A 25,892-nucleotide genomic window follows, 5' to 3' on the forward strand; every position below is an offset into this window, starting at 1 on the left:
AGGGGATAAATCGCCCTCGCCACAGGGTTTTGCTGAGGTTCACAGACAGGTGAGGTCACTCACTCAAAGCCGCCGACATGGCATACTCCCCGGCCTCATTTTCCGGATCCGGGCCGTATGACTTTCGACTCCCCCTTGAGTGCCTGGCAGCATGCCATCGAACACCATGGTTTTGTCCAGGACGAGGCCCAGGAACTGGCCATCATGGCTCTGCAACAGTGCCACCAGGCACTGCACGAGGGGCGCAAGTCGATTCAGGGCGTTTATCTCTGGGGGCCGGTCGGACGCGGCAAGACCTGGTTGATGGACCGTTTCTACGAAAGCCTTAGGGTGCCGGCCCGTCGTCAGCATTTCCATCATTTCATGGCCTGGGTGCATCAGCGCTCGTTCCAGCTTACGGGCACGCCGGACCCTTTGCAGGCATTGGCGGCAGAACTGAGCCAAGAGGTCAGGGTGTTGTGTTTCGACGAGTTGTTCGTCACCGACATTGGCGATGCCATTATTCTGGGCCGTCTGTTTCAGGTTATGTTCGAGCGGGGCATGGTGGTGGTCAGCACCTCCAACCTGCCGCCCGAGGAGCTTTATGCCAACGGCCACAACCGCGAGCGATTCCTGCCCACCATCACGGCGATCAAGCAGCACATGCAGGTCGTGCCGGTGAACGGATGGCAAGATCATCGCCAGCATCCGGGGGCATTGCAGCAGCGCTACTGGCTACGCGACTGTGGGCAACCCGATCCGTTGGAGGCTGTTTTTGCCCAGTTGACCGCAGGACAGGCGCCCAACAGTTTGCCGATTGAAGTCGGCCATCGTCTGCTTGAGCCCGTGCGGGCCAGCGATACGGTGCTCTGGAGTCGTTACGCGGATATGTGTGAGCAGCCGTTCTCAGCCATGGACTTCATGGCGCTGTGCGACCGTTTCAAGGCCATCCTGATCAGCGACGTACCTAGTCTGAGCGCCGAGCAGCGCGAGGGGCGCATTGCCCGTGGAACCGAAGACGGGGTTGAAAGGGTCGAGGCGGGTGATCGTGAGTTGCCGCAGTTGTCCATCCATGATGACGGTGTGCGGCGTTTCATTGCCCTGGTCGATGAATGCTACGACCGCAAAGTGCCGTTGTACCTTTCGGCACAGGTGCCGATGGACCGGTTGTACACCGAGGGCTATCTGCAATTCCCGTTTCGTCGTACGCTCAGTCGCCTGCAGGAAATGCAAATGCAGCGTTTTGGTCAGTCCGCCTGACCGTATCCCGCCGACGGCACCGGAGCCGCCGGTACTACCGAAGTGAGATGGAACGCCGTGGAAGAAACCAGGGACATTCTTGTATTGCAAGCCAGCTATACCAATGCAGTCCACGCCGAAGCAATCTGTTATGTGCTGAACGGCTATGCAGAAGATCCAATGGGCGGTGGCCAGTCGCTGCCGCCGGAAGTGTTGCTGCATCTACCCGAGGAACTGGCCAAGCGCCCGCATGCCTTCAGCGTACTGGCTTTCGTCAACGGCGAACCGGCGGGCCTGGTCAATTGCTTCGAAGGTTTTTCGACCTTCGCTTGCCGACCACTGGTCAGCGTCCACGATGTTGTGGTGATGAAGCCGTTCCGCGGCTTGGGGTTGAGCCAAAAGATGCTGCAGAAGGTCGAGGATATCGCCCGCCAGCGTGGTTGCTGCAAAATCACCCTGGAGGTGCTTGAAGGCAATGCCATCGCCCAGGCCAGCTATACCAGGTTTGGCTTTGCCCCAGGTATGTTCGACCCGGCCCACGGTCGAATGCTGTTCTGGACAAAGCCCCTGTAGAGGCCGCCCCTGTGGAAGCGGGCGAGGGCGCTCCGGCTATTTTTGCACGACCCGCACCGCAGGCGCCTTGGGCTGCATCAGGCTGAAGTCGATCAAGGCCTTGCGCTGGTGTTCATAAGGGTTGCCGATCAACAGCGGACGGGCCTTGAAGTCATCGCTTACCAGGCTTTTACTGCGGTCCAGCTCATCAAAACTCAAACCGGCCAGGTCTGCCCAGGTGTGGATCAAGTGAGCGCTGCTGTAGGGGCGTGACAGGTCAGCGCTGAAGTTCCAGCCATGAGTTTCACGCCACTTGGGCGAGGCCCAGGCGATGAACGGAACGGTGTACATCGGCGCGGTCGGCTTGCCTTCGTTGCGGCCAAGCGTGCTATGGCCCGGCGAATCGAACACGTCTTCACCATGGTCCGACAGGTACAGCAAAAAGCCGTTGGGGTCGGTTTTGGCGTAGTCCTTGATCAGACTGGACACTACGAAGTCGTTGTACAGCACCGCGTTGTCGTAACTGTTGTAGGTCGGGACCTGGTCGTCACGCACCCCCGCCGGTACGCCCTGGCGGTCGGTGAACTTCTTGAAGTTGGGCGGATACCGGTACTGATAGCTCATGTGGGTGCCGAGCAGGTGCACCACGATCAGTTTGCGCGCCGTGCTGTCTGCCAGGGCCTGATTGAACGGGGCGATCACATCGCCGTCGTATTGCGCCGCGTTCTGGTTGCGGTTGTTGTTCAGGTATACCTGCGCATCGGCTTGTTGAGAGAAAGTCGTGAGCATGGTGTTGCGCTTGGTCATGGTCTGCTGGTTGGTGATCCAGAAGGTCTTGTAACCGGCCTGCTTCATCATGCTCACCAAGGACGGTGTGCTCAGGTAAAGGTCCGGGTTCTGTTCATCGGCAAAGGTCAGTACCTGCTGCAGTGCTTCGATGGTGTAGGGGCGCGGGGTGATGACATTGTCGAAAACCGAGAGCTGGTCCTTGAGCTTGTCCAGTTCCGGCGTGGTTTTCCTTGGATAACCGTACAGGCTCATGCGCTGGCGGTTGGTGGACTCGCCGATGACCAGCACCAGGGTGGCGGGCTGCTCGGCCATGGCGTCCTTGAGGTTACGCAGCGGTGCGATCTTGCTGGCGCTGTGAAGCATGCCTTGCATGTTTTCCAGCTGCTCGCCATAGCGCCGGTATGCCACCAGCATTTGCCACGGCACGGCTGGCTCGATACGACTTTCGAATTTCTCCAGACCACCGGCAAGCGTGCCGGCCCGCAGGGTGTGTTTGATCAGCGGATAGCCGACCACTGCCACCACAATCGCAGTCGCCGCGACCATGGCTTGGCCGCGGGGCAGGTACACCGGGCGCAGGCGTGTCCAGAGCCAATACCCGACGGCGGTATGGGCCAGGAAGGCCACCACCATCCACCAGGCAAAATACTGCGTCATGTACTCGCCGGCTTCGGACACGTTCGATTCGAACATGATGAAGATGACGCTCTGGGAAAACTCTTGCTGATAGATGAAAAAGTAACCGAGGCTGGCCATAGAGCAGGCCCACAGCACCACGCCGATCAACGCCGCAAGCAGGCGGGTCCGAGCAGGGAAGAGCAATACGGGCGCCAGCCACAGTGCGCTCATGACGAAGGCCTGACGAAACCCGGTAAAGCCCGAAGTGTCGGTCACCAGTATGAGCAGTTGGGTAATACCCGAGAAATACCAGAAAAACAGAAAAAGCCAACCAAAACCGGCCCAGTCGAAACTTTTCGCAGTCGTTGTGCTGCGTTTGAACAAACTCATCAAGCGCTCCAGCCGTCCTGTCGACGACGCCGCTGGCACCCAATGGATGCCCACAGGCATGCGCCGAACTACCCTAAAAGGCCGGGAGTATCGCGATGGAGGTGTGAAAAATTTGTAAGATATTTGGTTACAAAACGAATGTCGGGGGGGATGTGGCGAAGGCGTTTTTTTGTGGCGAGGAGATTTATTTCCGGTGGTCGCGTTGCACCCTCACGCACTGAAACCCGCGCACCCAGGGGCGGGACTGCTACGCGCTGCAGCAGGAACACATGCCCTTGGCACGAGTGGGTATACATGGAAATGACACCGGTTTGTCCAGTGCCACTTCCGGCGCCGCGCCTCTGCTCGGGGGTTACCGAGCCAGGGCCTGGCTCTGATGGGACAGCTGGGAGTGTTGCAACTGCATGCGCAATTGCGTCACCTCATCAAGCAGCAGATCACGCTCTTCTTTAAGCAGGCGTAATTCGTCGCGACGAATGGTCACGTAAAGGGTTTGGGGAGGACGTGCGGTAACTACGGAGTCCATTGCTCACCTCGCAAATGGCGTACATCAACTATAGAGATGTCGCCAGTATTTGGTCGACACCTCTACTATCGGCGCCGATTCTGATTTCTTTTGCTTGTGATTGGAACTTTTTTATTTTTCATGGTCGCTGTGTCTTTGGCCGGATCTGGAGCGTTATCCCTTGTGATCGCTCGAATTACCCGGAAACTATGCAGCAATGCTCTGGACTAACCTCCACTCGTCGATTGAGCTAAACCTTTGACACACCTTTATTTGTAGTAGGGAGCATCAGCACATGCAACTCGGGATCATTGGACTGGGCCGCATGGGCGGCAATATTGCGCGGCGCCTGATGCTCAATGGGCACACCACCGTCGTCTACGATCGCAATGCCGCCTTTGTTGAAAACCTGAGCCAGGAGGGCGCAACGGGCGTCGCGGATCTGCCGCAACTGGTGGCCGGTCTGGAAAAACCACGGGCGGTCTGGGTCATGTTGCCCGCCGGCGCCCCCACCGAAGACACGATTAACGTTCTCAGCGAGTTGCTGGAGCCGGGCGACGTCATCATCGATGGCGGTAACACGTACTACAAGGATGACATCCGTCGCGCGCAGGCGTTGTCGGTCAAAGGCCTGAATTATATCGACGTCGGCACTTCCGGCGGCGTCTGGGGCCTGGAGCGCGGTTATTGCATGATGATTGGTGGTGACGCCGAAGTGGTGAAGCGCCTGGACCCTTTGTTCGACAGCCTGGCACCAGGGATGGGCGATATTCCGCGCACCCGCGACCGCAAGTCTGACGATGATCGCGCGGAACGCGGCTACATCCACGCGGGCCCGGCCGGTTCGGGGCATTTCGTGAAGATGATCCACAACGGCATTGAATACGGAATGATGCAGGCCTTCGCCGAGGGCTTTGACATCCTCAAGACCAAATCCAGCGAAAGCCTGCCACCTGAGCAGCGATTTGACTTGAATGTGGCCGATATCGCCGAAGTCTGGCGTCGCGGCAGTGTGGTGTCGTCCTGGCTGCTGGATTTGACCGCCGACGCCTTGGCCAGCGATCCGAAGCTGGACGGCTTCTCCGGTGAGGTTGCCGACAGTGGTGAAGGGCGCTGGACCATCGAAGCGGCCATCGAGCAAGCGGTTCCGGTGCCGGTGCTCTCCAGTTCATTGTTCGCCCGTTTCCGCTCGCGCCAGCAGAGCACCTACGGTGACAAGATGCTATCGGCCATGCGCTTTGGCTTCGGTGGCCACGTGGAGACGCCGAAAAAATGACCTCGATCGGCAGGAAACCCAAGGCAGAACCCGCGCCGCCGACCACGCTGTTTCTGTTCGGCGCCCATGGCGATCTGGTCAAGCGTCTGCTGATGCCGGCGCTGTACCACCTCAGTCGCGACGGGCTGCTGGGAGATGGCCTGCAGATCATTGGTGTCGACCACAACGCTATCAGTGATGTGGACTTCGCCCGCAAACTCGAGGATTTCATCCGTCACCAAGCGGCGAGCAAGGGCGGCGATGCCGACCGGGCGCTCGACCCGGTGCTGTGGGCCAGCCTGGCGCGGGGCATCAGTTACGTTCAGGGTGACTTCCTCGATGACAGCACCTACGAAGCACTGGCGGCGAAAATCGCCGCCAGTGGCACCGGCAACGCGGTTTTCTATCTGGCGACCGCGCCGCGTTTTTTCAGTGAAGTGGTCCGCCGCCTCGGTGCGGCCGGGCTGCTTCAGGAACAGGACGATGCCTTCCGGCGTGTGGTGATCGAGAAACCGTTCGGTTCCGATCTGCCAACCGCCGAAGCGCTCAATGCCTGCCTGCTCAAAGTCATGAGCGAAAAACAGATCTACCGGATCGACCATTACCTGGGCAAGGAAACGGTTCAGAACATTCTGGTCAGCCGTTTTTCCAACAGCCTGTTCGAGGCCTTCTGGAACAATCACTACATCGACCATGTACAAATCACCGCCGCGGAAACCGTTGGCGTGGAAACCCGTGGCAGTTTCTACGAACACACCGGCGCCCTGCGGGACATGGTGCCCAACCACTTGTTCCAGTTGTTGGCGATGGTGGCCATGGAACCGCCGGCCGCCTTTGGCGCCGATGCGGTGCGTGGCGAAAAAGCCAAGGTGGTCGGGGCCATTCGCCCCTGGTCGGTGGAGCAGGCCCGCGCCAACTCGGTGCGTGGCCAGTACACCGCAGGCCAGGTCGGCGGCGTAGCGGTCAACGGTTACCGCGAGGAAGCCAATGTTGCGCCCGACAGCAGCACCGAAACCTACGTCGCCCTCAAGGTGATGATCGATAACTGGCGTTGGGTCGGGGTGCCGTTTTACCTGCGCACAGGCAAACGCATGAGTGTGCGGGACACGGAAATTGTCATCTGCTTCAAACCGGCGCCTTACGCGCAGTTTCGCGATACCGAAGTCGATGAACTGCAACCCACGTACTTGAGAATCCAGATCCAGCCCAATGAAGGCATGTGGTTCGACCTGCTGGCCAAGCGGCCGGGGCCGACCCTCGACATGGCGAATATTGAACTGGGATTTGCCTACAAGGACTTCTTCGAAATGCAACCGTCCACGGGTTACGAAACCTTGATCTACGACTGCCTGACCGGCGATCAGACCTTGTTTCAGCGTGCCGACAACATTGAAAACGGCTGGCGTGCGGTCCAGCCGTTCCTCGATGCCTGGCAACAGGACGCGACGCTCCAGTTCTACAAAGCCGGTGAAGATGGTCCGTCGGCCGCAGATGATCTGCTGACACGCGATGGCCGCGTTTGGCATGCGCTCGATGAGTGATCAGGTGAAACACCCCATCCGTTTTTTGCTCAGTGACATGGACGGCACGCTGCTGCTGCCTGACCACAGTCTCAACCAGCGCACCATCGAGGCCGTTCGCTCGCTGCGCGAGGCGGGCGTGATGTTCAGCCTCGCCACCGGGCGGCCGCCCCGGGCGATGTTGCAGCAGATCGAAGCCTTGGGCGTGGACCTGCCTACCGCCGCGTTCAATGGCGGTACGCTGGTCCACCCGGACGGCAGTTTCCTCGCCGTACACTACCTGCCACCTGAGGCGGCTTTGGCGACGCTGGCCTTGTACGCCGACCAGCCTGCTATCGAGGTCTGGGTGTTTGCCGACGGTGACTGGCTGGTGCGCGACGCTAACGGTCCGATGGTGCCGGTGGAGACGCGCGGGCTTGGCTATCCGCCGGTGCAAGTCGAGAGTTTCGAGCCTTACCTGGAACGTATCGACAAGATCGTTGCCACCAGCCCCAACACGCAGCTGCTGGTTGAGCTGGAGGCGCGCTTGCATCCGCTGCTCAAGGGGCAGGCTCAGGTCTCGCGTTCGCAACCGATCTATCTGGATGTGACGGCGATGCGGGCAAACAAGGGTGAAGCGCTGGCGACCCTGGCCGCCTTCCTCGGGGTGCCGTTGGAACAGACCGCCGCCATGGGCGACGGTGGCAACGATCCGGCGATGTTTCACCGTGCGGGGTTGTCGATTGCCATGGGGCAGGCGGAGGAGGCGATTCAGCGTCAGGCCGATGTCATCACCGCAGCCAATACCGAAGACGGCGCGGCGCTGGCAATCGAGCGATTCATTCTGGCTCGATGAACCACGCAAATCCTCAGGGCCGGTACCGCACCACCACCGCCTGATACTTGCCATGCAGAGAATAGCCGCCCACCAGGATCTTCCCGTCTGCCTGCAGAGCCAGGGATGTGGCGGTGTCGAGGCTGTAGCCCAGTCGAGTGCGGACCCAACCTCTGCCCTCAGCGAAATCCGGGTCGAGGCTGGCGTCCGGCAAGTGTCGGGCCAGAACGAAGTCAGTTTCGATGCCGCCGATGGTGGCACCGGCGGTCACCAGCTTTGCGTCCGCTTGAAGCTGGGCCGCCGTCCACTGACTGGCGCTGTTGCCAAATTTCAGGAGCTGACACTGTCCTTGGTTGCAGCGAGGGTCCGGTTTGCCGTCGCTGCCCACTCTTAACGACAGGCAATGCATCGGGTCGCGGCTGCTGCCCAACGCTTGCAGATCACCGTCTGGAAGTTGGACGATCTGGCTGACCATTACGCTGTGCTGCTCAGTCGTGATGGACAGGAAACCGTCCTCGCCAAAGCTGTCATCCAGTGTGCCGCTGGGATCATAGCGGGCCATCAGACCTTGTTGGGGCAAGTCAATCACTCCGCCGACCACGATGCTGCCGTCGGCCTGAAGCGCCACACAACCCAGCCAAGTGTTTTTCAACAGATGCCGGACCATCACAAAGCCGCGGTTGTTGAACGAAGTGTCCAATGCGCCGTCCGGCAGGAGCCGGATCAGGATGCCGACATGGTCAGATAGTTGGTAATGATGATTGGCGAGGATGAGGATCCGGCCATCGGCCTGCACCCGCATGTCACAGGCTTCAAGGCCCGGTACGCCGGGTGGGAGCCACGTATCGCGCAGACCTTGGGAGAGATTGCCGCACAGCCGTATGACCTGCTGCCCGGCGCTGCCGAAGCTTTGAACGGCGCGGCCCTGCTGATCGAACAGCGCGATGGCGGGCAGGGTGCGGTCGGTGTTTTCGTAGTGCAGGCCGGACAGCAGGATACGGCCGTCGGGTAATTCCATCACCTTGCCCGCCGTGGCTTCGAAGCCGCGCTCAAAAGAGCCGATCACATAGCCATGGTGTCCGAAGCCCGCGTCAGCCGAACCGTCGTGGTTGAGCCGTGCAAGCCCGAACCGGCTGCCCTCGGTCGTTTCGATCCGGGCTGCCACCAGGATTCTTCCGGCATGATCGACCGTCAGGCCCGTGGTCAGACTCCCGAGGTTACCGGTGAAATGCAACCAGGCTTTACCGTTATCGGCAAAGCCTGGGTCGAGATGGCCGGCACAGGCTGCGGTCGTCGGCATTGCAAACGCGGATTGATCGAGCATGCATGCCTCTCCTTGCGTGTCGATAAGCCCGGAGGGGCGCCGACTGCATGAGGGCAACATTCAATCCCTGAATGTGACAATGCACAACTGTCAGACTCTGCAGAAACAGCAGCGAATCGTGCCAGAACACTGGCTTTTCGACCCAGTGCAAAGCCTGCAATCCATCATCAGGTTACCGGCAAGGATTTACTCAGGCATGGACCAGGATTGCAGGGTGTAGCCTTCCTGGCTCAACTCGGCACGGGCCTGTTTCAACCAGTCAGCCAGTTGGGCCGGGTCGGTGTAGGCACTGCTTGGAATCTGAGTACGGCCAATATGAGTATTGGTGCGGTCAATGACGGTCAGGCTCAGTTCACCATTACCGTCTTGTGGAGCCCAGGCCACGCATTGAAAAGGACGAAAGGCGCGGTCGGCAATCAGAAGAGCTTCGTTGATACGGAGCGGGGCGTTCATGGCGTTATCTCTCAAGTATGCCCAATCAAATGATGTGCCGTCGGTTGGGCGTACCGGGCGGCTGGTTACTTGTACTGATGTCTTGTAAGGGGGGGCAGGTCACACATTCCTTAAATAAATTTCGATTTTCTTTCAGACCCGGCTTTTGGACTTTTGTTTGAAAGCTTGATGAAAGATTCAAGCGGGCGACAACTAACCAAACGCGCCCTTATAACCACTTTAAAGCGAACCCGATAATCAATTGATACAAGCAGGTGTCAACTTCTTGCTACTGTTACATGCAGGTTCGCCAAACGACTGTTTTTCCTCATATTCCTTATTTTGGCGCCAAGGATCAGTCATGATCGAAGCCAGTACGTCGCGTCGTCTGCTCGTGGTTGATCCCTGCGATGATTGCCATCGCCTGTTGCCCGGATTACGCACCATTGGTTGGGACGTGGAGAGCTGTTCCCTTGAGCATGCGGGTGATCGAACGTGTGACGTCGGGCTGTTGCGACTTCAGCCTTTTCACCTGGAACGGCCGGAGGCGGTCAAGGAGTTGATCAGCCGCAGCGGCACCGAGTGGATCGCCGTGCTGAATCAGGAAGTGCTGCGCCTGAAGAATGTCGGAGACTTTGTCTGCGAATGGTTTTTTGATTTCCATACCTTGCCATTCGATGTGTCCCGGGTTCAGGTGACCCTGGGCCGCGCCTTTGGCATGGCGCGTTTGCGCGGACAGGGCTCGATTCACGTCAATGAGCCTGAACATGAATTACTGGGTGACAGCAAACCCATTCGGGAGCTGCGCAAGTTGTTGAGCAAATTGGCACCTGCCGAATCGCCAGTGTTAATTCGCGGTGAAAGCGGCACCGGCAAGGAACTGGTGGCGCGCACGCTGCATCGCCAATCCCATCGGCGCAACAAACCGTTCATTGCCATCAATTGTGGCGCGATACCGGAGCACTTGATCCAGTCGGAATTGTTCGGGCACGAGAAAGGTGCTTTCACGGGGGCCCATCAGCGCAAGATCGGGCGGATCGAAGCGGCGCACGGCGGCACCCTGTTTCTGGATGAGATTGGTGACCTGCCGTTGGAGCTACAGGCCAATCTGTTGCGTTTCCTGCAGGAGAAACACATCGAGCGGGTCGGGGGCAGCCAGCCGATCGCCGTCGATGTGCGGATTTTGGCCGCCACCCATGTGGATCTGGAAGCCGCCATCGATCACAAGCTGTTTCGTGAAGACCTGTATTATCGCTTGAACGTGCTGCAGGTGCTGATGGCGCCGTTGCGTGAACGCCATGGCGATTTGTCGATGCTGGCCAGCCACTTCTCGCATTTCTACAGTCAGGAAACCGGACGTCGACCTCGCAGTTTCAGTGAAGACGCGTTGGTGGCCATGGGTAAGCATGACTGGCCGGGTAATGTGCGTGAGCTGGCCAATCGGGTACGTCGCGGCCTGGTGTTGGCCGAGGGGCGGCAGATTGAAGCGATGGACCTTGGCCTGACCGGCCATCAAGGGCCGGTGGCGCCGATGGGCACCCTTGAAGATTACAAGACCCGTGCTGAGCGTCAGGCGCTGAGTGATGTACTTAACCGGCACAGTGACAACCTGAGTGTTGCTGCCCGCGTGCTGGGCATATCCCGGCCGACGTTCTACCGGCTGCTGCACAAGCATCAAATCCGCTGAATCAAGCCCTGCACGCGTCAATGCGAGCGCGAGCCTGCTCGCGATAGCGCTGTGTCAGTCACAAACAGTTAACTGATCGACCGCTATCGCGAGCAGGCTCGCTCCCGCAAGGACTGCATCAGAAGTAATAGGGGAATTTCAGGCTAAAGGTGAAGTCCGGCGCATCGTCGGTCAGACCGATGGACAGGTTGGGCACGATGGTCAGGTTGTCGCTGGCGGCTACGGTCATGCCGATGTTGAAATAGCCGGCATTGGCGTCGCTGGAGACCACCGACTCCCAATCCCCGCCGTCCTGTTTGAGCTTGCTTTTCTTTTGGATGAGGTCGGAAACCGAGAACGACATACTCATCTTCTCGTTCAGCGCGAAGGCAATGCCCGCACCGATCTGGAAGCTGTCGCCGATCCGCACCTTGCCCGGTATCCTCTGGTTGACGGTGGAGCTTATGTCGTCGAAGGACTCTTCGAAATTATGGGTGTAGGAAAGGCTGCCGAACAGCACTGCCGGGTCGAAGGTCTTGACCAGCGAGATCCCGGGTGTGATCGACCATACGCCGTTGCCGGTGGGCAGGTCTTCAGGCACGAACAGGTTGGTGTTGGCCTGGGACTGGCGCAGCTTGATGCCAAACGGCTCCTCGCCGGTGGGGGCCTTGACGCGTAGCGTGAGCACCGCGTCCGGGCTGTTGATCGATTCATCCATGAACTTGTAGGCGATGCCGAAGTTGACGTCACCGATGGTGGGATCGCGGGTAACGGTTTCTTCGCTGGTCACCCCAGCCGCGCCTTGGTTGGCACCGCCGGACTGATAGGTGGATTCGCGGTAGACCACCGGTACGTTGAGATCGAACTGCCAGCGATTGTCGAAGTTGTAACGGCCGGTGAGGTCCAGGGTCCAAGTGTCGGCCTTGATCCTGTCCAGGTTGATGTTGCCCAGGAAAATCGAGTCCAGGGCCAGGAAGCCGTTCAGAATCAATTGTCGTGTGTCGTAGCGCGAATAAGTCACGCCGGTTTCGAAGCTGAACTTGCCACCGCCAAAAAAGCCGCTGGCCTCGTCATAGAGGTTGGAGACACTCTGGGCCGGTTGTGAATCATCGGCCAGGGACTGCCCGTAACCGCTGCCACCGGCCGCTGCGCCGCCCGCCGCATTCTGGTTGCCTTTCATGTCGGCCGGGGATTTGGCCAAACGCTTGGGCGCGGGAGCAGCGGGTTGATCCTCGACCTGGCGAACTCGCTGCTCGAGTATCGCCAGGGCTCTTTGCTGGACCTCGTATCGTTGTCTGAGCTCGAGAAGCTCCTGCTTCAGAGCTTGAATGTCGGCGTCAGGTGCTGCTTGCAGCAGGGGCGCCGGTAAAAGAGTGCTTACGCACATCACAGCGCGCAACGATACGGATCGATACATGAAATATGCCGTCCCTATTTGCCCAGTGGTCGCAAGGCAGCGTAGTTCAATATCCGAGATTGCGCAGTCCGCGCAGCTGGGTCAGGTTGCAGTCCAAAGCTCCGGCGCTGAGGCCGTTGTTGTTCAAAACCACGTTGAGTTGCGTCATGTTGTTGACCAGGTTGCTGTTACCCAGCAAGCGAGTGTTTTGCAGCAAGCCGCCCTGGGCTACTTGTTGCAGAGAACTACCCTGGTTGTGATTGGCCTGGATCGCCATCTGCACGCCGCTGCCGGTGGCGGTGACCGCGACACTGCCGGCGGCGTTGCTGCCGCTGATGGTTTGGCCTTTGCTCAGCAACTGGCCTTGAGCAGGCACCAGAGCGGGGGCCTGGTTGCTTTCCCTGACGTTGATGCTGACGTTGTTGTAGGCGGAGTTGCCATCACCCGCGGCGCGTACGCTCTGGGTCACACCCTGGCCGCCCGCCAGGCCCGCGCCACCGACAATGTTGCCGCTGCCCTGTTGCGGGGCCTGGCCATTGCCGGTCTGCTTGATCGTTGAGACATAGAATTGGGGTTTGACGGTGGCCGCCTGGATCTGCATGGAACTGCTCGCGCCGATCAGGTCGCCACTGGCGTTGCGCCAGGTGCTGCTCATGACGATGCCGAAGCTGATGACCCGGCCGGGCATGACATAGCGTCCACGCAGTTCGGCAAGCTCCTGATCCTTGACTTCGATGGGTTTGAATCCGGCGTGGGCATGGCCCGACACAGCCGCGGCAAGGCCGGCAAACGCCAGCCAGCGTGAAGTTTTCATGTGCTGCTCCCGGAGCTTCCTGCTCCTTTTTGTACTTATCGTTGGCGATTGGTCGGCGATTAGAAAAAGTCGCTCTGTATGAAGCCAAAATCCATCAGCTCTGCATCTTTGACCGGGTTGAACCCGTCCAGTTTGTTGCGCGCCGTCAGCGGTTGCGGAGGGGTGCGCAGTGCGTTGGTCTTGTCGTAACCCGGGCCGACGATGGCAAACACGATGCCGTTCCAGCCTTTGACGAAATCATCATGGGCGTAGCGCTTGTGCCCCAGTACAGGGTCGGCGATATAGACCCATTGCTGGTCGGCTCGCTGCAATACCACGAAGTGCTTGTAGCCACGGATGTCCATCAGGACCACCACCGGAATTGTCACTGCCTCGAGCTTTTCCGGCGGTATCCGGTAGCCCCGGGCGCGCATGCCGATGCTTTCCACGTAGCGCTTCATATCGAGCATGGAAAATCCCTGGGTGCGGACCAGGTCATGGTCGGCTTTGACCAGCATGCCCTTGATGACGTGCTCTTCATCCACGTCAAGCCAATAGGCCTGGCGCAGTACCGTGGCCAGCGCGGCGGCGCCGCAACTGAAATCGGTTTTCTGCTCGACGATGTCGCTGAACTTGCGCTCGCGCACACTCTGTACTGGCTTGTAGACCAACATGCCGCCGGGTAGGGCGGCGACCGGCATCTGCGCAGCTTCAGCCACGCCGGCCAGACAAAGGAGCAGAGAAAGGGCTGCCGCTCGCATGATCGATACGCCTTATGCACACCTGGGAAAGAAGCCCCGTTTCCGGGGCTTCGTTTCGATCGCGCTTACATGCAAGCCCTGCAACCGGCTGCAATGGACAGCGAGTTGCTTTGCTGGTTGCCCACGCCCGCCGACACGTTGGCGCCGCCGTTACCGGAGAAGCCGTTCATGGAGTTGGTCATGGTAGCGTTGTTGATGACAGGGTTTTTCCAGCCATCGCGGGTCAGCACTTGCTGAGTGTTGCTGCCGGCCAGTTCGAAGGTGCCCACGGCGGAGAACTTGAACTTGTCGTCATCGTGACCGCCGCCGTAGCCGCCTCTGTTGCCCCAGCCGCCATGGTTGTCGTCTTCGACGGTGCCGGTGCCTTTGGCCTTGAACGTGCCGGAAGCGGCATAGGTGCTGGTAAGGGTGTCGGTTTTGTAGGTTCTTACGCCCTTGTTGTCGACCACAAGGCCTGTGGAGGACTGATCGGCCGCGGCCGCGGCTTCGGCGACACGTCCACCCGATACAGCAATGGCCAGGTTGTTTTTCTGTTGGTTGAAGTTACCGGCGGTCACGTTGATGCCGATGTTGCCGGAGCCGTTGTTGCCCGCATTGGTGAGCGAGGCGTTGTTTCGGGTCGAGTTGTTTTTGACATAGTTATTGTTATTGACCTGCATGGCGCTGGAGGCAGCGACAGCCGAGCCGAAGATGAATGCTTCGTCAGCGGTGGCGATGGCTGCGGCATTGTCCTGCTGGTTGCCGTCGCCGGCGGCGATGTTGGCGCCCATATTGCCGTTGCTGCCATTGAGCGAGTCAGCGGCTTCGGCGGTGTTGCGGGTGGCCTGGTTGGTCACCACGTTGCCGTCGCTGTTCTGCACATCCAGCACGGCTGCGCCAGCCCCTGCGGTGATCGAGAGCAGTTGCTCAAACGACGGGCCTTTCGGACCGTGATTGCCGTGCCCGTTACCGTGCCCATTGCCACGTCCGTTTCCATCGGCCTGTGCGGCCATTGCCATGACAGCGGCGAGAGCAAAAACCAATGGTTTGAGTGCCATTGTTGGTTTCATGGTGTTTCTCCTTGCGTGTCGTTGGTTAAGTGTCAGTACTTTCTTATGCGCACTGTTTCCGGATCAGTCAGCGACCCGGATGCTCAGGGTGTTAGCCATGCGGTTTCCCACCCCGGCACTCTGGTTCACCTGGATGACCCCTCGGCTGCCGGTGAAGGCCTGGTCGCTGGTGACGACCTGGCGACTGCCGGTTGGGGTGCCAGTTGCTCCTGAGTTTGGTAGCAACGCCACGTTCTGCTGAGAAAGGGCGCTATCGTCGATGCTCTGCGGCCGGGCACTGATACCCACCCGCATGACATTGGCCATCTGGTTGTTGGCACCGGCGGACTGGTTAACGCCCAGCACTCCGTTGCCGTTGCTAAATGAACTGCCGCCGATGCGGGCCGTTGCGTTCACCGACGGGTTGGCCGCTGTATCCAGCCGTTGACGCACGTCGGTGGTGGCCTGTGCGTGGGTACCGATGGCGATGGCCCGGGTGTTGGTCTGCTGGGTCTGATCGCCAGCGGCCTGGTTGACGTTGAAGTTGCCGGTATAGCGGCTGCCGGAATCCTGCAGGTTGGCGTTACTGATCACCGCCACGCCCGGATCGGCGAACACGGTGGACGAGCCGAGCAGGGCAAATAGAAACAGGGCTGCTTTCATGTCACTGACCTCCGCCCAGCCGACCCAACGGGGCCAAGCCGGAACTCAGCGAACGGTTGATCGTGCCGGAGATGGCACCACCGCTGCCGCCACCGTGACCGGCGCGCATGCCCGGCAGGCCGTTGGGGTTGGTCACGACGTTCAGACCTTGCACCCCGGTGTTGTTCGGGTTGACGGCGTTGCGGATCGACGAGCCGCTGGCAACGTTGGCGAATTCGCCGTCGCTCAGCTCGATGCTGGCGGTCGCTTGATTGACTCGATCAGATGGGTTGGCGTTGACGGTGCTCGGGTAGGGGTCTTTGCCACCGTTGCGACCGATATGAACGGGTTGGACGTCACGGGTGAGCACAATGACGCCGTTGCCCTCGGCCTGCACGGGGAGGCTGAACGTCGCGCCGGTGGCGCAGCCGATCAACAGCAGGCAGGTCAAACTTCTATTGAAAGTCCCCACGGCATCGATTCCTTCTTCGGTGGGCTGGCCTTGGTCCAGCGGTGCGAAGGAGGAAGAGCAGGTGTTGTGCCGCTTATAAAAAGTCTATCAAATTCAATGGGTTGGTATGTTTCAGTGGAATTGCGCCTGGCGACTGTTTCATTCGTGAGACAGGCCGATAGAGGCTAATGGCCGGGCGCTATCGCTTGGCTCTGGTTCAAGGCTTCGCAAGCAGGTGTTTCAAGAACCTGACAAAGGCAACGGAAAAACCATCTAGGTGCTCTGGAGCCGGGTTTGCCACGACCTGGGTGTTTCAAGAGTGGTACAAACAGATGGGTGAATCAGGCTTGGAGCAGTCGAGTCACGGTTGCAAACACCCGTTCCCGACGTTGCGCCCAATCGCCTTCAATGACCTGCAAGGGTTGCTGATGCCGAACCAGCCACTGCTCGATAGCCTCGAAAAACCTCATTCGGTCTTCCAGTTCGGGTTGGCAGCGCAGGCCGTCGCCAGTCCATTCGACCTGTTGCGGACTCAGCAGCAGGTGCAAGTCGTAATGGCGCGCCAGCAAGGCCGGCTCCAGCCAGCTTGGGCAGTCGCCGAACAGGGTTTGGCTCCAGAGGATGTTGCTCAACAGGTGGGTGTCGAGGATCAACAACGGTGGTTTACAGGCGCGGGCCGCGTCTTCCCAGGCCAACTGTCCTGCGGCGATATCGGTGATGTCCGACAGGCGGGTCTGACGCGGATTCTGCTCCATGAAGTGGCGAACGTATTCGTCCACCCGCAAGCCGCCGAAGTGCTCCTGCAACTGCGCCGCCAGCCAGCTCTTGCCGCTGGACTCCGGCCCGGTGAGCACCATGACCTTCATGTGCGCAGGACCGGGTCGGCGCGCCATTCGCGCCAGCCCTGTACGGCCAACAGGGTGAACAAGGCGTAGAGCGCAGCGGTCAGGTACAGGTCCTTATAGATGAACAAGCCCACGAAGATGATGTCCAGGGCGATCCACAGCGGCCAGCATTGCACGCGTTTTTGCGCCATCCACCACTGGGCCACGAGACTGAAACCGGTGAGCGCGGCGTCGAGCCAGGGTTGGGCGGCGTCGGTCCAGTGCGCCATTGCCGCGCCCAGCATCAGGCTGCCTGCCGCGCCGACCGCCAGGCCACGCAATACTGAAGGAGCGCCCAGGCGGGTGATTTGTCGCCCCTCATGATGCTGCCCCGCACGAGTCCATTGGTACCAGCCATAAAGTTGCAGTACGGCGTAGACACACTGCAGCAACATGTCCGAGTACAGCTTCACTTCGAAGAAGATCCAGCTATAGAGCAGCACCATGACCAGGCCGATCGGCCAGCACCAGGGGTTCTGCTTGACGGTCAACCAGACAGCGATCACGCCGAGGGCTGCGGCAAACAGTTCAAGCCCGGACATGGCGGTTCCTTGGGTAGTAGAAGAAGGCGGCGATTGTAAACGCTGGCGCCAGTTTTTCTATGACTGGTAAACCTTCTTGAGCAGGCGCAGCAATTCTTCGCGCTCGGCACCGTCAAGGGTTGAGGTGGAGTCCAGGTCGCTCTGTGCGGCGATTTGCTTGAGTTCCTTGAGCAGGGTTTCGCCGGTTTTGCTCAAAAATATCCCGTAGGAGCGTTTGTCGGGCTTGCACCGCACCCGCACGGCCAGTGCCCGGCTTTCCAGCTTGTTCAACAGTGGCACGACCTGCGGCGGTTCGATCGACAGGGCCTTGGCCAGATCGGTCTGCATCAGGCCAGGGTTCTGGTCGATGATCGCCAGGGCCGAAAATTGGGCGGGCCGCAGATCGTGGATGGCGAGTCGACCGATCAGGTTCTGGAACAGTTTCAATTGGGCGCGACGCAGGGCGTAACCGATCAGATCATCCAGCGCGGAGTCCAGCGGGGCCTGTGCGTCGGTACCGCTGGCCTGGGGCTCGGCGGGTTCGGCAAGCTTGGAAGACTTGGCCATCGGAGGGAGCATCCTCAAGGTGAGTGATTAACAAGGCTATCCATTTTGCCGAGGTTGAAGGGCGATGGCTATGGTGGAGATCGAAATAGTGATTGCCGCTTTGTCCTGTCCGTTGGGGAAAATACAGATAAATGGATTAATAGTTAATTGACATAACTAGTTTTCGAGTTTAGTTTTTGCTCATCTTCAGCCAAGAACAAGAGAGCACGCCCGCCATGAGCAATTACGAAGGTCGCTGGAAAACGGTCAAGGTCGACATCGAGGAAGGCATTGCCTGGGTCACCCTCAATCGCCCGGAAAAACGCAACGCCATGAGTCCGACGCTCAATCGCGAGATGATCGACGTGCTGGAAACCCTGGAGCAGGACCCGGCCGCCGGAGTACTGGTGCTGACCGGGGCCGGTGATGCCTGGACGGCTGGCATGGACCTCAAGGAATACTTCCGCGAAGTGGATGCCGGGCCTGAAATCCTGCAAGAAAAAATCCGTCGCGAAGCCTCCCAGTGGCAATGGAAACTGCTGCGCATGTACGCCAAACCGACCATTGCCATGGTCAATGGCTGGTGCTTCGGTGGCGGCTTCAGCCCGCTGGTTGCGTGTGACCTGGCGATCTGCGCTGACGAGGCGACCTTCGGCCTTTCGGAAATCAACTGGGGCATCCCGCCCGGCAACCTGGTCAGCAAGGCCATGGCCGATACCGTGGGCCATCGTCAGTCGCTGTACTACATCATGACCGGCAAGACCTTTGGCGGGCAGAAAGCCGCCGAGATGGGACTGGTCAACGAAAGCGTGCCCCTGGCGCAACTGCGTGAAGTCACCGTTGAGCTGGCGCGTAACCTGCTGGAGAAAAACCCGGTGGTGTTGCGAGCGGCCAAGCATGGGTTCAAGCGCTGCCGCGAACTGACCTGGGAGCAAAACGAGGATTACCTGTACGCCAAGCTCGATCAGTCGCGCCTGCTCGACACCGAGGGTGGTCGCGAACAGGGGATGAAACAGTTCCTTGACGACAAGAGCATCAAGCCGGGGTTGCAGACCTACAAACGCTGAGACAACGGCGCGGCGGGTGCCGATCCTGTGCCCGCAGGCTGTTGCTAAAAGGCCCTTGGCGCTACTGTGAATGTGTTCCCTATAAAGACAATAAAGAGGAATCACCATGCTGGACGTGCCCCTGTTGATCGGCGGCCAGTCGTGCCCCGCCCGTGACGGTCGGACTTTCGAGCGTTGCAATCCGGTAACCGGTGAAGTGGTCTCCCGTGTGGCGGCTGCCACGCTGGAGGATGCCGACGCCGCCGTGGCCGCCGCGCAAGCTGCGTTTCCCGCCTGGGCAGCGTTGGCGCCCAATGAGCGGCGCACGCGTCTGCTGCGTGCCGCCGAGCAGTTGCAGGCGCGCACTGGCGAGTTCATTGCCGCTGCCGGCGAGACGGGTGCCATGGCCAACTGGTACGGTTTCAACGTGCATCTGGCGGCGAATATGCTGCGCGAAGCTGCGTCCATGACCACCCAGATCAATGGCGAAATCATTCCTTCGGATGTGCCCGGCAGTTTTGCCATGGCCTTGCGTCAGCCGTGTGGCGTGGTGCTGGGTATCGCGCCGTGGAATGCCCCGGTGATTCTCGCCACCCGCGCCATCGCCATGCCTCTGGCCTGCGGCAACACCGTGGTGCTCAAGGCTTCTGAAATCAGCCCGGCGGTGCACCGCTTGATTGGCCAGGTATTGCAGGACGCCGGGCTGGGCGATGGCGTGGTCAACGTCATCTGCAATGCCCCGGCAGATGCGCCGGCCATTGTCGCGCGGCTGATCGCCAACCCGGCGGTACGCCGTGTCAATTTCACCGGCTCGACCCATGTCGGGCGCATCGTTGGCGAACTGTCGGCGCGCCACCTAAAGCCGGCATTACTGGAACTGGGCGGCAAGGCGCCGTTGCTGGTGCTCGATGACGCTGACCTGGATGCAGCGGTAGAAGCCGCCGCCTTCGGGGCGTACTTCAATCAGGGGCAGATTTGCATGTCCACCGAGCGGCTGATCGTCGATGCCAGCGTGGCCGATGCCTTTGTTTCCAAGCTGAGCGCCAAGATCGCCACCTTGCGTGCCGGTGATCCTGCGGCCGGTGATTCGGTATTGGGTTCGCTGGTAGACGTCAGTGCCGGCCAGCGTATCAAGGGGTTGATCGACGATGCCTTGGCCAAAGGCGCGACGCTGGTGGCGGGAGGGCAACTGGACGGCAGCATTCTGCAGCCGACCTTGCTCGACGGCATTACTCCAGACATGCGCCTGTACCGCGAAGAGTCTTTCGGGCCGGTGGCGGTGTTGCTGCGGGGTGAAGGCGACGAAGCCTTGTTGCGCTTGGCCAATGATTCCGAATTCGGCCTTTCGGCAGCCATTTTCAGCCGCGATACCACTCGGGCGTTGGCCTTGGCTCAACGGGTCGAGTCGGGCATCTGCCACATCAATGGTCCGACCGTGCACGACGAGGCGCAGATGCCCTTCGGTGGGGTCAAGTCCAGCGGTTACGGCAGTTTTGGCGGCAAGGCGTCCATCGAGCATTTCACCCAGTTGCGCTGGGTGACGATGCAGAACGGCGCCCGGCATTACCCGATCTGATATCCGTCGCATGCGGGCGGTGGCGCGTGGACATCGCCGGCCCGATGCAGGCCAGACATAACAATAACAAGGCCGCAGCCAGATGCTGCCACGCTCCGCTCGCTTCGTGTGGGTTCGGCGTGCCTTGATGGAGGAAATGTACGTGAGTGTTGAGTTCAGATCGTCCTCCCGAGCCAGCCCCGGGCGCTATCGCCAGGTGTCGATTGGTCATCCAGCCGTTGAAGTCAGAGAAGAGCAGGGCATCCTGCACATGCGCTCCCTGGAGCCGTTGGCTGCGTTGCCGACGCGTTTGCTCGATCGCCTGGTGCATTGGGCCCAGGTGCGCCCGCAACAGACCTTCATTGCCGCCCGCCAGGCGGGCGGGGACTGGCGGCGAGTCAGCTATGCCCAGATGCTCGACAGTGTGCGGGCCATCGCGCAAGGCCTGTTGAGCTATGGCTTGTCAGCCGAAAAGCCCCTGGCGCTGCTATCGGGTAATGACATCGAGCATCTGCAAATGGCCCTTGGCGCGATGTACGCCGGGATCCCCTATTGCCCGGTGTCGCCGGCCTATTCATTGTTGTCCCAGGATTTCGCCAAGCTGCGCCACGTTTGCGATCTGTTGCAGCCGGGGTTGGTGTTTGTCAGCGAGGCTGCGCCGTTTGAGCGGGCGATCAATGCGGTGCTGCCGGCGGACATTCCCTTGATCACAGTACGCGGCGAAATGGCCGCAAGGTCCAGGGCAAGCTTTGCCAGCCTGCTGGCGCAACCCGGTGGTATTGAGGCCGAGCGGGCCTTTGCCGCCACCGGGCCGGACAGCATTGCCAAGTTCCTCTTCACCTCGGGCTCCACCAAGTTGCCCAAGGCTGTGATCACTACCCAACGCATGCTCTGCGCCAACCAGCAAATGCTCTTGCAGACCTTTCCGGTGTTCGGTGAAGCGCCGCCGGTATTGGTGGATTGGTTGCCGTGGAACCATACATTCGGTGGCAGTCACAACGTCGGCATCGTGTTGTACAACGGCGGCACGTTTTACCTGGACGACGGCAAGCCCACCGCCCAGGGCTTCGCCGAAACCTTGCGCAACCTCAAGGAGATTTCTCCCACTGCGTACCTGACGGTGCCCAAAGGCTGGGAAGAGTTGGTCAGTGCCCTGGAACAGGACGGCGAGTTGCGCGAGCGTTTCTTCGAGCGCATCAGCCTGTTCTTTTTTGCGGCAGCGGGTCTGTCCCAAAGTACGTGGGATCGGCTCGACAAGGTCGCCGAACAGCATTGCGGTGAGCGCATCCGCATGATGGCCGGGCTGGGCATGACGGAGGCGTCGCCGTCCTGTACTTTCACCACCGGACCGTTGTCCATGGCCGGTTACATCGGCTTGCCGGCACCCGGCTGCGAGGTGCGGCTGGTGCCGGTGGACGGCAAGTTTGAAGGCCGCTTTCGCGGACCGCACATCATGCCCGGCTACTGGCGCTCGCCGCAGCAGACCGCTGAGGTGTTCGACGAAGACGGATTTTATTGTTCGGGCGATGCGATCAAGTTGGCCGATCCCAATGATCCGCAACTGGGTTTGATGTTTGACGGACGGATAGCCGAGGACTTCAAGCTGTCCTCCGGGGTGTTCGTCAGTGTCGGGCCGTTGCGCAACCGGGCGGTGCTGGAGGGGACCCCGTACGTCCAGGACCTGGTGGTGACCGCGCCGGATCGCGAATGCCTGGGCGCGCTGGTGTTCCCACGGCTGGCTGAATGCCGGCGTTTGTCAGGCCTGTCCCCGAGCGCCAGCGATGCCGAGGTCTTGGCCAGCCCACCGGTACGCCAATGGTTCGCCGATTGGCTGCAACGGCTTAACCGCGAGGCGAGCGGCAACGCCAGCCGCGTGGAGTGGATTGCCTTGCTCGATGAACCGGCCTCTATCGATCGTGGTGAAATCACGGACAAGGGCTCGATCAACCAACGGGCGGTGCTGCAATGGCGCGCGGCGCAAGTCGAGGCGCTGTACCGCGGCGAAGATCCATCGATCCTGCGGGCGAACTAGTCGGTCCTGATACAAGACCTGTGGGAGCAAGGCTTGCCCGCGATGGCGATGGATCAGTTGGCATCAATGTTGGCTGATCTACCGCCATCGCGGGCAAGCCTTGCTCCCACAGGACTTTCCTGAGCCTGATTCTTCTTCGATTGGCCTGCCCCCGTCGTGACACCCCGTCCCAAGCCTTCTACTATGGCGACTCTGTTTTCTCTGGAAGAACCTGGATGAGTAAGCCCGGCCAAATGGTGCTGGTCGCATTGCGCAGGATGATCGCCTCAGGCGAGCTGGCGGGTGGTGAGCGCTTGATGGAAATTCCCACGGCTGAGTTGTTCGGTGTTTCGCGAATGCCGGTGCGCATGGCGTTTCGTACCCTGGAGCAGGAAGGGCTGCTGGTGCGCTTCGGTGGTCGCGGATTCCAGGTGCGCTCGGTCAGTGCCGAGGAAATCGCCGGAGCCGTGGAAGTGCGCGGTGTGCTCGAAGGCCTGGCCGCGCGGCAAACGGCCGAGCGTGGCTTATCCGAAGAGGGGCGAGCGGCACTTGAACAGTGCCTGGTGCAGGGCGACGAACTGTTTGCCAAGGGCTATGTAACCGAGGACGACCTTGAGGTCTATCACGACTTGAACATGCGCTTTCATCAGGTGATCGTCGAGGGCAGCCATAATCCGGCGATTGCCGATGCCCTGGCGCGCAACGATCACCTGCCATTTGCCTCAGTCACCGCCCTGGCGGTGGATCGCCAGAACATGGCCGGCGAGTTTCGCCGCTTCAACTACGCCCACATGCAGCACCACTCAGTGTTCGATGCGCTGATCCATCGCCAGGGCGCCCGCGCCGAGGCAATCATGCGCGAACATGCCAATGCGACTTTGCGTTATGCCGAGGTGTTCGGCTCGACGTTGGCTGATGAGCGGATGAAGGTGATTGTTCGGTCGCAGTGAGCACGCATACGCCTGTGGGAGCAAAACGGTGCTCTCACAGGCTCTGGCCACTGCGTTTTGGGTCAGATATCCAACACCAGAAGTGGCGTCTTCGAGCGGGAGCAGCACGGCGTGAACTGGTCGTTGCAAGCCTGTTCAGCCTCGGTCAAAAACATGTCCCGGTGCTCCGGCACACCTTCCAGCACACGCGTCAGGCAGGTGCCGCACACGCCCTGTTCGCAGGAAATCGGAATCTCGATGCCGTGGCTTTCCAGCACCTGGACCACGCTTCGGTCGGCGGGTACTTCGAAGACCTGGCCGCTGCTGGCGACTTTCACCGAGAAGCTGCCATCCGCGCGGGTGTCGGTGGGCGCTGCGGCGAAATACTCGCGGTGCACACAGGTTTCCTGCCAGCCCAGGGCCCTGGCGGTATCGAGTATATGCTGCATGAAACCGCCGGGGCCGCACACATAAAGGTGCACATCGTCACCAGGCGCGGCCAGCACTCGAGCGGCGTCCAGCATGGTTTCGGGTTCTTCATCAAAATGCAGGAACACTCGATCGGCATAGGGTGACCGGCGCAAGCGTTCGACAAACGCTGCCCGCTCCCTGGATCGGGCGCAGTAATGCAGCTCGAACGCCGCACCGCTCTGGGCCAGCTGTTCGGTCATGCACAGGATTGGCGTGATACCGATGCCTCCGGCAAACAGCAAGCTGCGTCGGGCCTCTGGGGCGAGGGGGAACAAGTTGCGCGGTTCGCTGATCAGCAGGCGCGCGCCAGGCAGAATCTGTTCATGCAAATTGCGCGAACCGCCTCGAGACGTCACATCCTTGAGCACCCCGATGAGGTAGCGATGCCGTTCCTCGGGATGATTGCACAGCGAATACTGACGAATCATGCCGTTGGGCAGGTGTACGTCGATATGGGCACCGGCGGTGAACGCCGGTAAAGGCTGGCCGTCGACACTCGTCAGCTCGTAGCTGCAGATGTCCTGGGCTTCGTTGTGCCGCGCCGTGACCTGGACTTCAATCATGCTCGTTGCTCCCCCTGATGGGTGCTGGCAATCAATCCCGCTTGCGGCTCGCGCTCGCGGGCAATCAAACGGTCCAGCACCCGACGCGACTGCACGCCGCCGGCATCGATATTGAGCTTGAGCAGGCTGCGTTGTGGGTGATCCAGCAAGTTGCGTTGCTGACGCTCGAGCATTTCCAGGTCTTCGCTGAAAATCTTGCCCTGGCCCTCGCGAATGCTGGCGGTCAGCGCTTCGTCCTGCGGCTGGAAGTGTCGGGCCATGCCCCAGAAGTACCAGATGGATGTCTCGGTTTCCGGGGTGATGAAGTCCACCACGATGCTGGATGCCTTGAACTGCGGCGCGGCGTGATACCCGCCCTTGCCGGCATGGGCCACGCCAACTTCGATCAGCACATGGCTGGGCGGGGTGAAACGGCAGATCTGCCAGCGGTCCACCGGCACGTCGTCGGCCAGGTTGTTGCCACGCAAGGCCATGCGCCAGAAAGGCGGGGCCATGATGTTTTCCATGTGCCGGGCGGTGACCACTTCGTCACCTTCGACCGTGGTCACCGGCGGCGCCTCGTCGATTTCCTTCTGGCCGATGCTGGAAGCGTGCACGTAGGTTTCGTGGGTCAGGTCCATCAGGTTGTCGATCATGAGGCGGTAATCGCACTGGATATGGAACAGGCCGCCGCCGTAAGCCCACTCGTCACTTTCGGCCCATTCAAGATGATGGATTAGCGTCGGGTCAGCCAAGGCCTGGTCACCGGGCCAGACCCAGATAAACCCATGACGCTCCTGCACCGCAAAGGTCTTGTTGCAAGGGAACCCTCGCACCCGTTGCCCTGGCATTTCGACGGTCTTGCCATCGCACCCCATCACCAGCCCGTGATAGCCGCACACCAGGTTACCGTTTTCGACATAGCCCAAAGAGAGCGGGGCGCCGCGATGGGGGCAGAAATCTTCCACAGCGACAACTTGGCCTTCATGACCGCGGTAAAAAACCATTTTCTCACCGCATATCTGGCGGCCCAGCGGTTTGTCAGCGAGTTCATCAGGGGTGCAGGCGACATACCAGGTGTTCTTGGGGTACATGACGGATCTCCGTACGGACATTGTTGTGCTTATGGATCCATTAACTCTCTTAACTATTTCTGTTGTCAATATTTTTGGCGGTTTTGCAGACGGTTGGTGCCCTCCAATGGATCCATTTGTTTTCCTTCCTATGAAAAAA

General features: G+C 60.1%; 25 protein-coding genes. 10 read left to right on the forward strand and 15 right to left on the reverse strand.

Annotated elements, in window-relative coordinates; translation table 11 throughout:
- Positions 1-117 precede the first annotated feature (117 nt).
- Positions 118-1,239, forward strand: coding sequence for a cell division protein ZapE (gene zapE, locus BM132_RS03345; RefSeq protein WP_092397920.1), 1,122 nt, complete (start codon positions 118-120; stop codon positions 1,237-1,239).
- 57 nt (positions 1,240-1,296) lie between these two features.
- The gene (locus tag BM132_RS03350) at positions 1,297-1,791 is read left to right on the forward strand and encodes a GNAT family N-acetyltransferase (protein ID WP_092453255.1); all 495 of its coding nucleotides are present in this window, start codon (positions 1,297-1,299) and stop codon (positions 1,789-1,791) included.
- Positions 1,792-1,827: 36 nt separating this feature from the next.
- On the opposite strand, the gene BM132_RS03355 is transcribed toward BM132_RS03350, so the two are convergent.
- Positions 1,828-3,567, reverse strand: coding sequence for a phosphoethanolamine transferase CptA (locus BM132_RS03355; RefSeq protein WP_092453258.1), 1,740 nt, complete (start codon positions 3,565-3,567; stop codon positions 1,828-1,830).
- A gap of 352 nt (positions 3,568-3,919) precedes the next feature.
- A complete protein-coding gene (locus BM132_RS28415) occupies positions 3,920-4,093 on the reverse strand; it encodes a DUF6026 family protein (RefSeq protein WP_171061379.1) in 174 nt (57 codons plus the stop codon).
- A 250-nt stretch (positions 4,094-4,343) separates the two neighbouring features.
- Here BM132_RS28415 and gnd point away from each other — a divergent pair, with 250 nt between their 5' ends.
- The 3 genes from gnd to BM132_RS03370 are packed head-to-tail and all read left to right on the forward strand — an operon-like array spanning position 4,344 to position 7,682.
- A complete protein-coding gene (gene gnd / locus BM132_RS03360; protein WP_256244141.1) occupies positions 4,344-5,348 on the forward strand; it encodes a phosphogluconate dehydrogenase (NAD(+)-dependent, decarboxylating) in 1,005 nt (334 codons plus the stop codon).
- Positions 5,345-6,868, forward strand: coding sequence for a glucose-6-phosphate dehydrogenase (zwf, locus tag BM132_RS03365; RefSeq protein ID WP_092453261.1), 1,524 nt, complete (start codon positions 5,345-5,347; stop codon positions 6,866-6,868). The genes gnd and zwf overlap by 4 nt, the downstream gene beginning before the upstream one ends.
- Positions 6,861-7,682 carry an HAD family hydrolase gene (locus BM132_RS03370; RefSeq protein WP_092453890.1) on the forward strand — a complete coding sequence of 274 codons (822 nt, stop codon included), beginning with the start codon at positions 6,861-6,863 and terminating at the stop codon, positions 7,680-7,682. Before zwf ends, BM132_RS03370 begins: the two co-directional genes overlap by 8 nt.
- A 13-nt stretch (positions 7,683-7,695) precedes the next feature.
- Here the strand turns inward: BM132_RS03370 and BM132_RS03375 are convergent, their stop codons facing one another.
- Both BM132_RS03375 and BM132_RS03380 read right to left on the reverse strand, forming a co-directional pair.
- Entirely contained in the window at positions 7,696-8,985 is a 1,290-nt protein-coding gene (locus tag BM132_RS03375) for a hypothetical protein (RefSeq protein ID WP_092453264.1), read from the reverse strand.
- A gap of 186 nt (positions 8,986-9,171) precedes the next feature.
- Entirely contained in the window at positions 9,172-9,438 is a 267-nt protein-coding gene (locus tag BM132_RS03380) for a hypothetical protein (RefSeq protein WP_092397932.1), read from the reverse strand.
- Between the two features lie 340 nt (positions 9,439-9,778).
- On the opposite strand from BM132_RS03380, the gene BM132_RS03385 reads away from it, so the two are divergent.
- Positions 9,779-11,104 (forward strand): sigma-54 dependent transcriptional regulator, encoded by a 1,326-nt coding sequence (locus BM132_RS03385; RefSeq protein WP_092453267.1) that lies wholly within the window; start codon positions 9,779-9,781, stop codon positions 11,102-11,104.
- 118 nt (positions 11,105-11,222) lie between these two features.
- Here BM132_RS03385 and BM132_RS03390 read toward each other — a convergent pair whose 3' ends face one another.
- From BM132_RS03390 to BM132_RS03430, 9 genes are all read right to left on the reverse strand, one after another.
- Complete coding sequence (locus BM132_RS03390; protein WP_092453270.1) at positions 11,223-12,500, reverse strand: transporter; 1,278 nt, start codon at positions 12,498-12,500, stop codon at positions 11,223-11,225.
- A 46-nt stretch (positions 12,501-12,546) separates the two neighbouring features.
- Positions 12,547-13,293, reverse strand: coding sequence for a hypothetical protein (locus BM132_RS03395; RefSeq protein WP_092397938.1), 747 nt, complete (start codon positions 13,291-13,293; stop codon positions 12,547-12,549).
- A 59-nt stretch (positions 13,294-13,352) separates the two neighbouring features.
- Positions 13,353-14,033: a C39 family peptidase gene (locus tag BM132_RS03400; RefSeq protein ID WP_092397940.1), complete on the reverse strand. Its 681-nt coding sequence runs from the start codon at positions 14,031-14,033 to the stop codon at positions 13,353-13,355.
- A gap of 65 nt (positions 14,034-14,098) precedes the next feature.
- Positions 14,099-15,082 carry a heme utilization protein gene (locus BM132_RS03405; RefSeq protein ID WP_092397942.1) on the reverse strand — a complete coding sequence of 328 codons (984 nt, stop codon included), beginning with the start codon at positions 15,080-15,082 and terminating at the stop codon, positions 14,099-14,101.
- A gap of 63 nt (positions 15,083-15,145) precedes the next feature.
- Positions 15,146-15,724, reverse strand: a complete 579-nt coding sequence (locus BM132_RS03410) for an adhesin (RefSeq protein WP_092397944.1) — start codon at positions 15,722-15,724, stop codon at positions 15,146-15,148.
- A 1-nt stretch (position 15,725) separates the two neighbouring features.
- Positions 15,726-16,175 (reverse strand): hypothetical protein, encoded by a 450-nt coding sequence (locus BM132_RS03415; protein WP_092453273.1) that lies wholly within the window; start codon positions 16,173-16,175, stop codon positions 15,726-15,728.
- Between the two features lie 320 nt (positions 16,176-16,495).
- Entirely contained in the window at positions 16,496-17,020 is a 525-nt protein-coding gene (locus tag BM132_RS03420; RefSeq protein WP_092397948.1) for an AAA family ATPase, read from the reverse strand.
- Positions 17,017-17,580 carry a nicotinamide riboside transporter PnuC gene (gene pnuC / locus BM132_RS03425; protein ID WP_047226535.1) on the reverse strand — a complete coding sequence of 188 codons (564 nt, stop codon included), beginning with the start codon at positions 17,578-17,580 and terminating at the stop codon, positions 17,017-17,019. Before pnuC ends, BM132_RS03420 begins: the two co-directional genes overlap by 4 nt.
- Before the next feature lie 57 nt (positions 17,581-17,637).
- Positions 17,638-18,126 carry a MarR family winged helix-turn-helix transcriptional regulator gene (locus BM132_RS03430; protein ID WP_092453276.1) on the reverse strand — a complete coding sequence of 163 codons (489 nt, stop codon included), beginning with the start codon at positions 18,124-18,126 and terminating at the stop codon, positions 17,638-17,640.
- Between the two features lie 215 nt (positions 18,127-18,341).
- On the opposite strand from BM132_RS03430, the gene BM132_RS03435 reads away from it, so the two are divergent.
- The 4 genes from BM132_RS03435 to BM132_RS03450 all read left to right on the forward strand — a co-directional run bounded on the left by BM132_RS03435 (position 18,342) and on the right by BM132_RS03450 (position 23,667).
- The gene (locus BM132_RS03435) at positions 18,342-19,172 is read left to right on the forward strand and encodes a p-hydroxycinnamoyl CoA hydratase/lyase (RefSeq protein WP_003202420.1); all 831 of its coding nucleotides are present in this window, start codon (positions 18,342-18,344) and stop codon (positions 19,170-19,172) included.
- 106 nt (positions 19,173-19,278) lie between these two features.
- On the forward strand, positions 19,279-20,727 hold the full coding sequence (locus tag BM132_RS03440) for an aldehyde dehydrogenase (RefSeq protein ID WP_092453279.1): 1,449 nt from the start codon (positions 19,279-19,281) through the stop codon (positions 20,725-20,727).
- Between the two features lie 142 nt (positions 20,728-20,869).
- Complete coding sequence (locus BM132_RS03445) at positions 20,870-22,738, forward strand: feruloyl-CoA synthase (protein ID WP_092398576.1); 1,869 nt, start codon at positions 20,870-20,872, stop codon at positions 22,736-22,738.
- Positions 22,739-22,953: 215 nt separating this feature from the next.
- Positions 22,954-23,667, forward strand: a complete 714-nt coding sequence (locus BM132_RS03450; RefSeq protein WP_092453280.1) for a GntR family transcriptional regulator — start codon at positions 22,954-22,956, stop codon at positions 23,665-23,667.
- A 62-nt stretch (positions 23,668-23,729) separates the two neighbouring features.
- Here BM132_RS03450 and BM132_RS03455 read toward each other — a convergent pair whose 3' ends face one another.
- Positions 23,730-24,680, reverse strand: coding sequence for a PDR/VanB family oxidoreductase (locus tag BM132_RS03455; RefSeq protein WP_092453282.1), 951 nt, complete (start codon positions 24,678-24,680; stop codon positions 23,730-23,732).
- Entirely contained in the window at positions 24,677-25,753 is a 1,077-nt protein-coding gene (locus BM132_RS03460) for an aromatic ring-hydroxylating oxygenase subunit alpha (protein ID WP_092397958.1), read from the reverse strand. The genes BM132_RS03455 and BM132_RS03460 overlap by 4 nt, the downstream gene beginning before the upstream one ends.
- Positions 25,754-25,892: the final 139 nt, after the last annotated feature.

This window comes from Pseudomonas sp. NFACC45, assembly GCF_900113505.1.
Taxonomy (GTDB): Bacteria; Pseudomonadota; Gammaproteobacteria; order Pseudomonadales; family Pseudomonadaceae; genus Aquipseudomonas; species Aquipseudomonas tehranensis.

Bases quoted from the DNA above. Each gene is read 5' to 3' on its own strand.
- zapE (WP_092397920.1), top strand. From the start codon at position 118: ATGACTTTCGACTCCCCCTTGAGTGCCTGGCAGCATGCCATCGAACAC.
- BM132_RS03355 (WP_092453258.1), bottom strand. From the start codon at position 3,567: ATGAGTTTGTTCAAACGCAGCACAACGACTGCGAAAAGTTTCGACTGG.
- BM132_RS28415 (WP_171061379.1), bottom strand. From the start codon at position 4,093: ATGGACTCCGTAGTTACCGCACGTCCTCCCCAAACCCTTTACGTGACC.
- zwf (WP_092453261.1), top strand. From the start codon at position 5,345: ATGACCTCGATCGGCAGGAAACCCAAGGCAGAACCCGCGCCGCCGACC.
- BM132_RS03370 (WP_092453890.1), top strand. From the start codon at position 6,861: ATGAGTGATCAGGTGAAACACCCCATCCGTTTTTTGCTCAGTGACATG.
- BM132_RS03375 (WP_092453264.1), bottom strand. From the start codon at position 8,985: ATGCTCGATCAATCCGCGTTTGCAATGCCGACGACCGCAGCCTGTGCC.
- BM132_RS03380 (WP_092397932.1), bottom strand. From the start codon at position 9,438: ATGAACGCCCCGCTCCGTATCAACGAAGCTCTTCTGATTGCCGACCGC.
- BM132_RS03385 (WP_092453267.1), top strand. From the start codon at position 9,779: ATGATCGAAGCCAGTACGTCGCGTCGTCTGCTCGTGGTTGATCCCTGC.
- BM132_RS03390 (WP_092453270.1), bottom strand. From the start codon at position 12,500: ATGTATCGATCCGTATCGTTGCGCGCTGTGATGTGCGTAAGCACTCTT.
- BM132_RS03395 (WP_092397938.1), bottom strand. From the start codon at position 13,293: ATGAAAACTTCACGCTGGCTGGCGTTTGCCGGCCTTGCCGCGGCTGTG.
- BM132_RS03400 (WP_092397940.1), bottom strand. From the start codon at position 14,033: ATGCGAGCGGCAGCCCTTTCTCTGCTCCTTTGTCTGGCCGGCGTGGCT.
- BM132_RS03405 (WP_092397942.1), bottom strand. From the start codon at position 15,082: ATGAAACCAACAATGGCACTCAAACCATTGGTTTTTGCTCTCGCCGCT.
- BM132_RS03410 (WP_092397944.1), bottom strand. From the start codon at position 15,724: ATGAAAGCAGCCCTGTTTCTATTTGCCCTGCTCGGCTCGTCCACCGTG.
- BM132_RS03420 (WP_092397948.1), bottom strand. From the start codon at position 17,020: ATGAAGGTCATGGTGCTCACCGGGCCGGAGTCCAGCGGCAAGAGCTGG.
- pnuC (WP_047226535.1), bottom strand. From the start codon at position 17,580: ATGTCCGGGCTTGAACTGTTTGCCGCAGCCCTCGGCGTGATCGCTGTC.
- BM132_RS03430 (WP_092453276.1), bottom strand. From the start codon at position 18,126: ATGGCCAAGTCTTCCAAGCTTGCCGAACCCGCCGAGCCCCAGGCCAGC.
- BM132_RS03435 (WP_003202420.1), top strand. From the start codon at position 18,342: ATGAGCAATTACGAAGGTCGCTGGAAAACGGTCAAGGTCGACATCGAG.
- BM132_RS03440 (WP_092453279.1), top strand. From the start codon at position 19,279: ATGCTGGACGTGCCCCTGTTGATCGGCGGCCAGTCGTGCCCCGCCCGT.
- BM132_RS03450 (WP_092453280.1), top strand. From the start codon at position 22,954: ATGAGTAAGCCCGGCCAAATGGTGCTGGTCGCATTGCGCAGGATGATC.
- BM132_RS03455 (WP_092453282.1), bottom strand. From the start codon at position 24,680: ATGATTGAAGTCCAGGTCACGGCGCGGCACAACGAAGCCCAGGACATC.
- BM132_RS03460 (WP_092397958.1), bottom strand. From the start codon at position 25,753: ATGTACCCCAAGAACACCTGGTATGTCGCCTGCACCCCTGATGAACTC.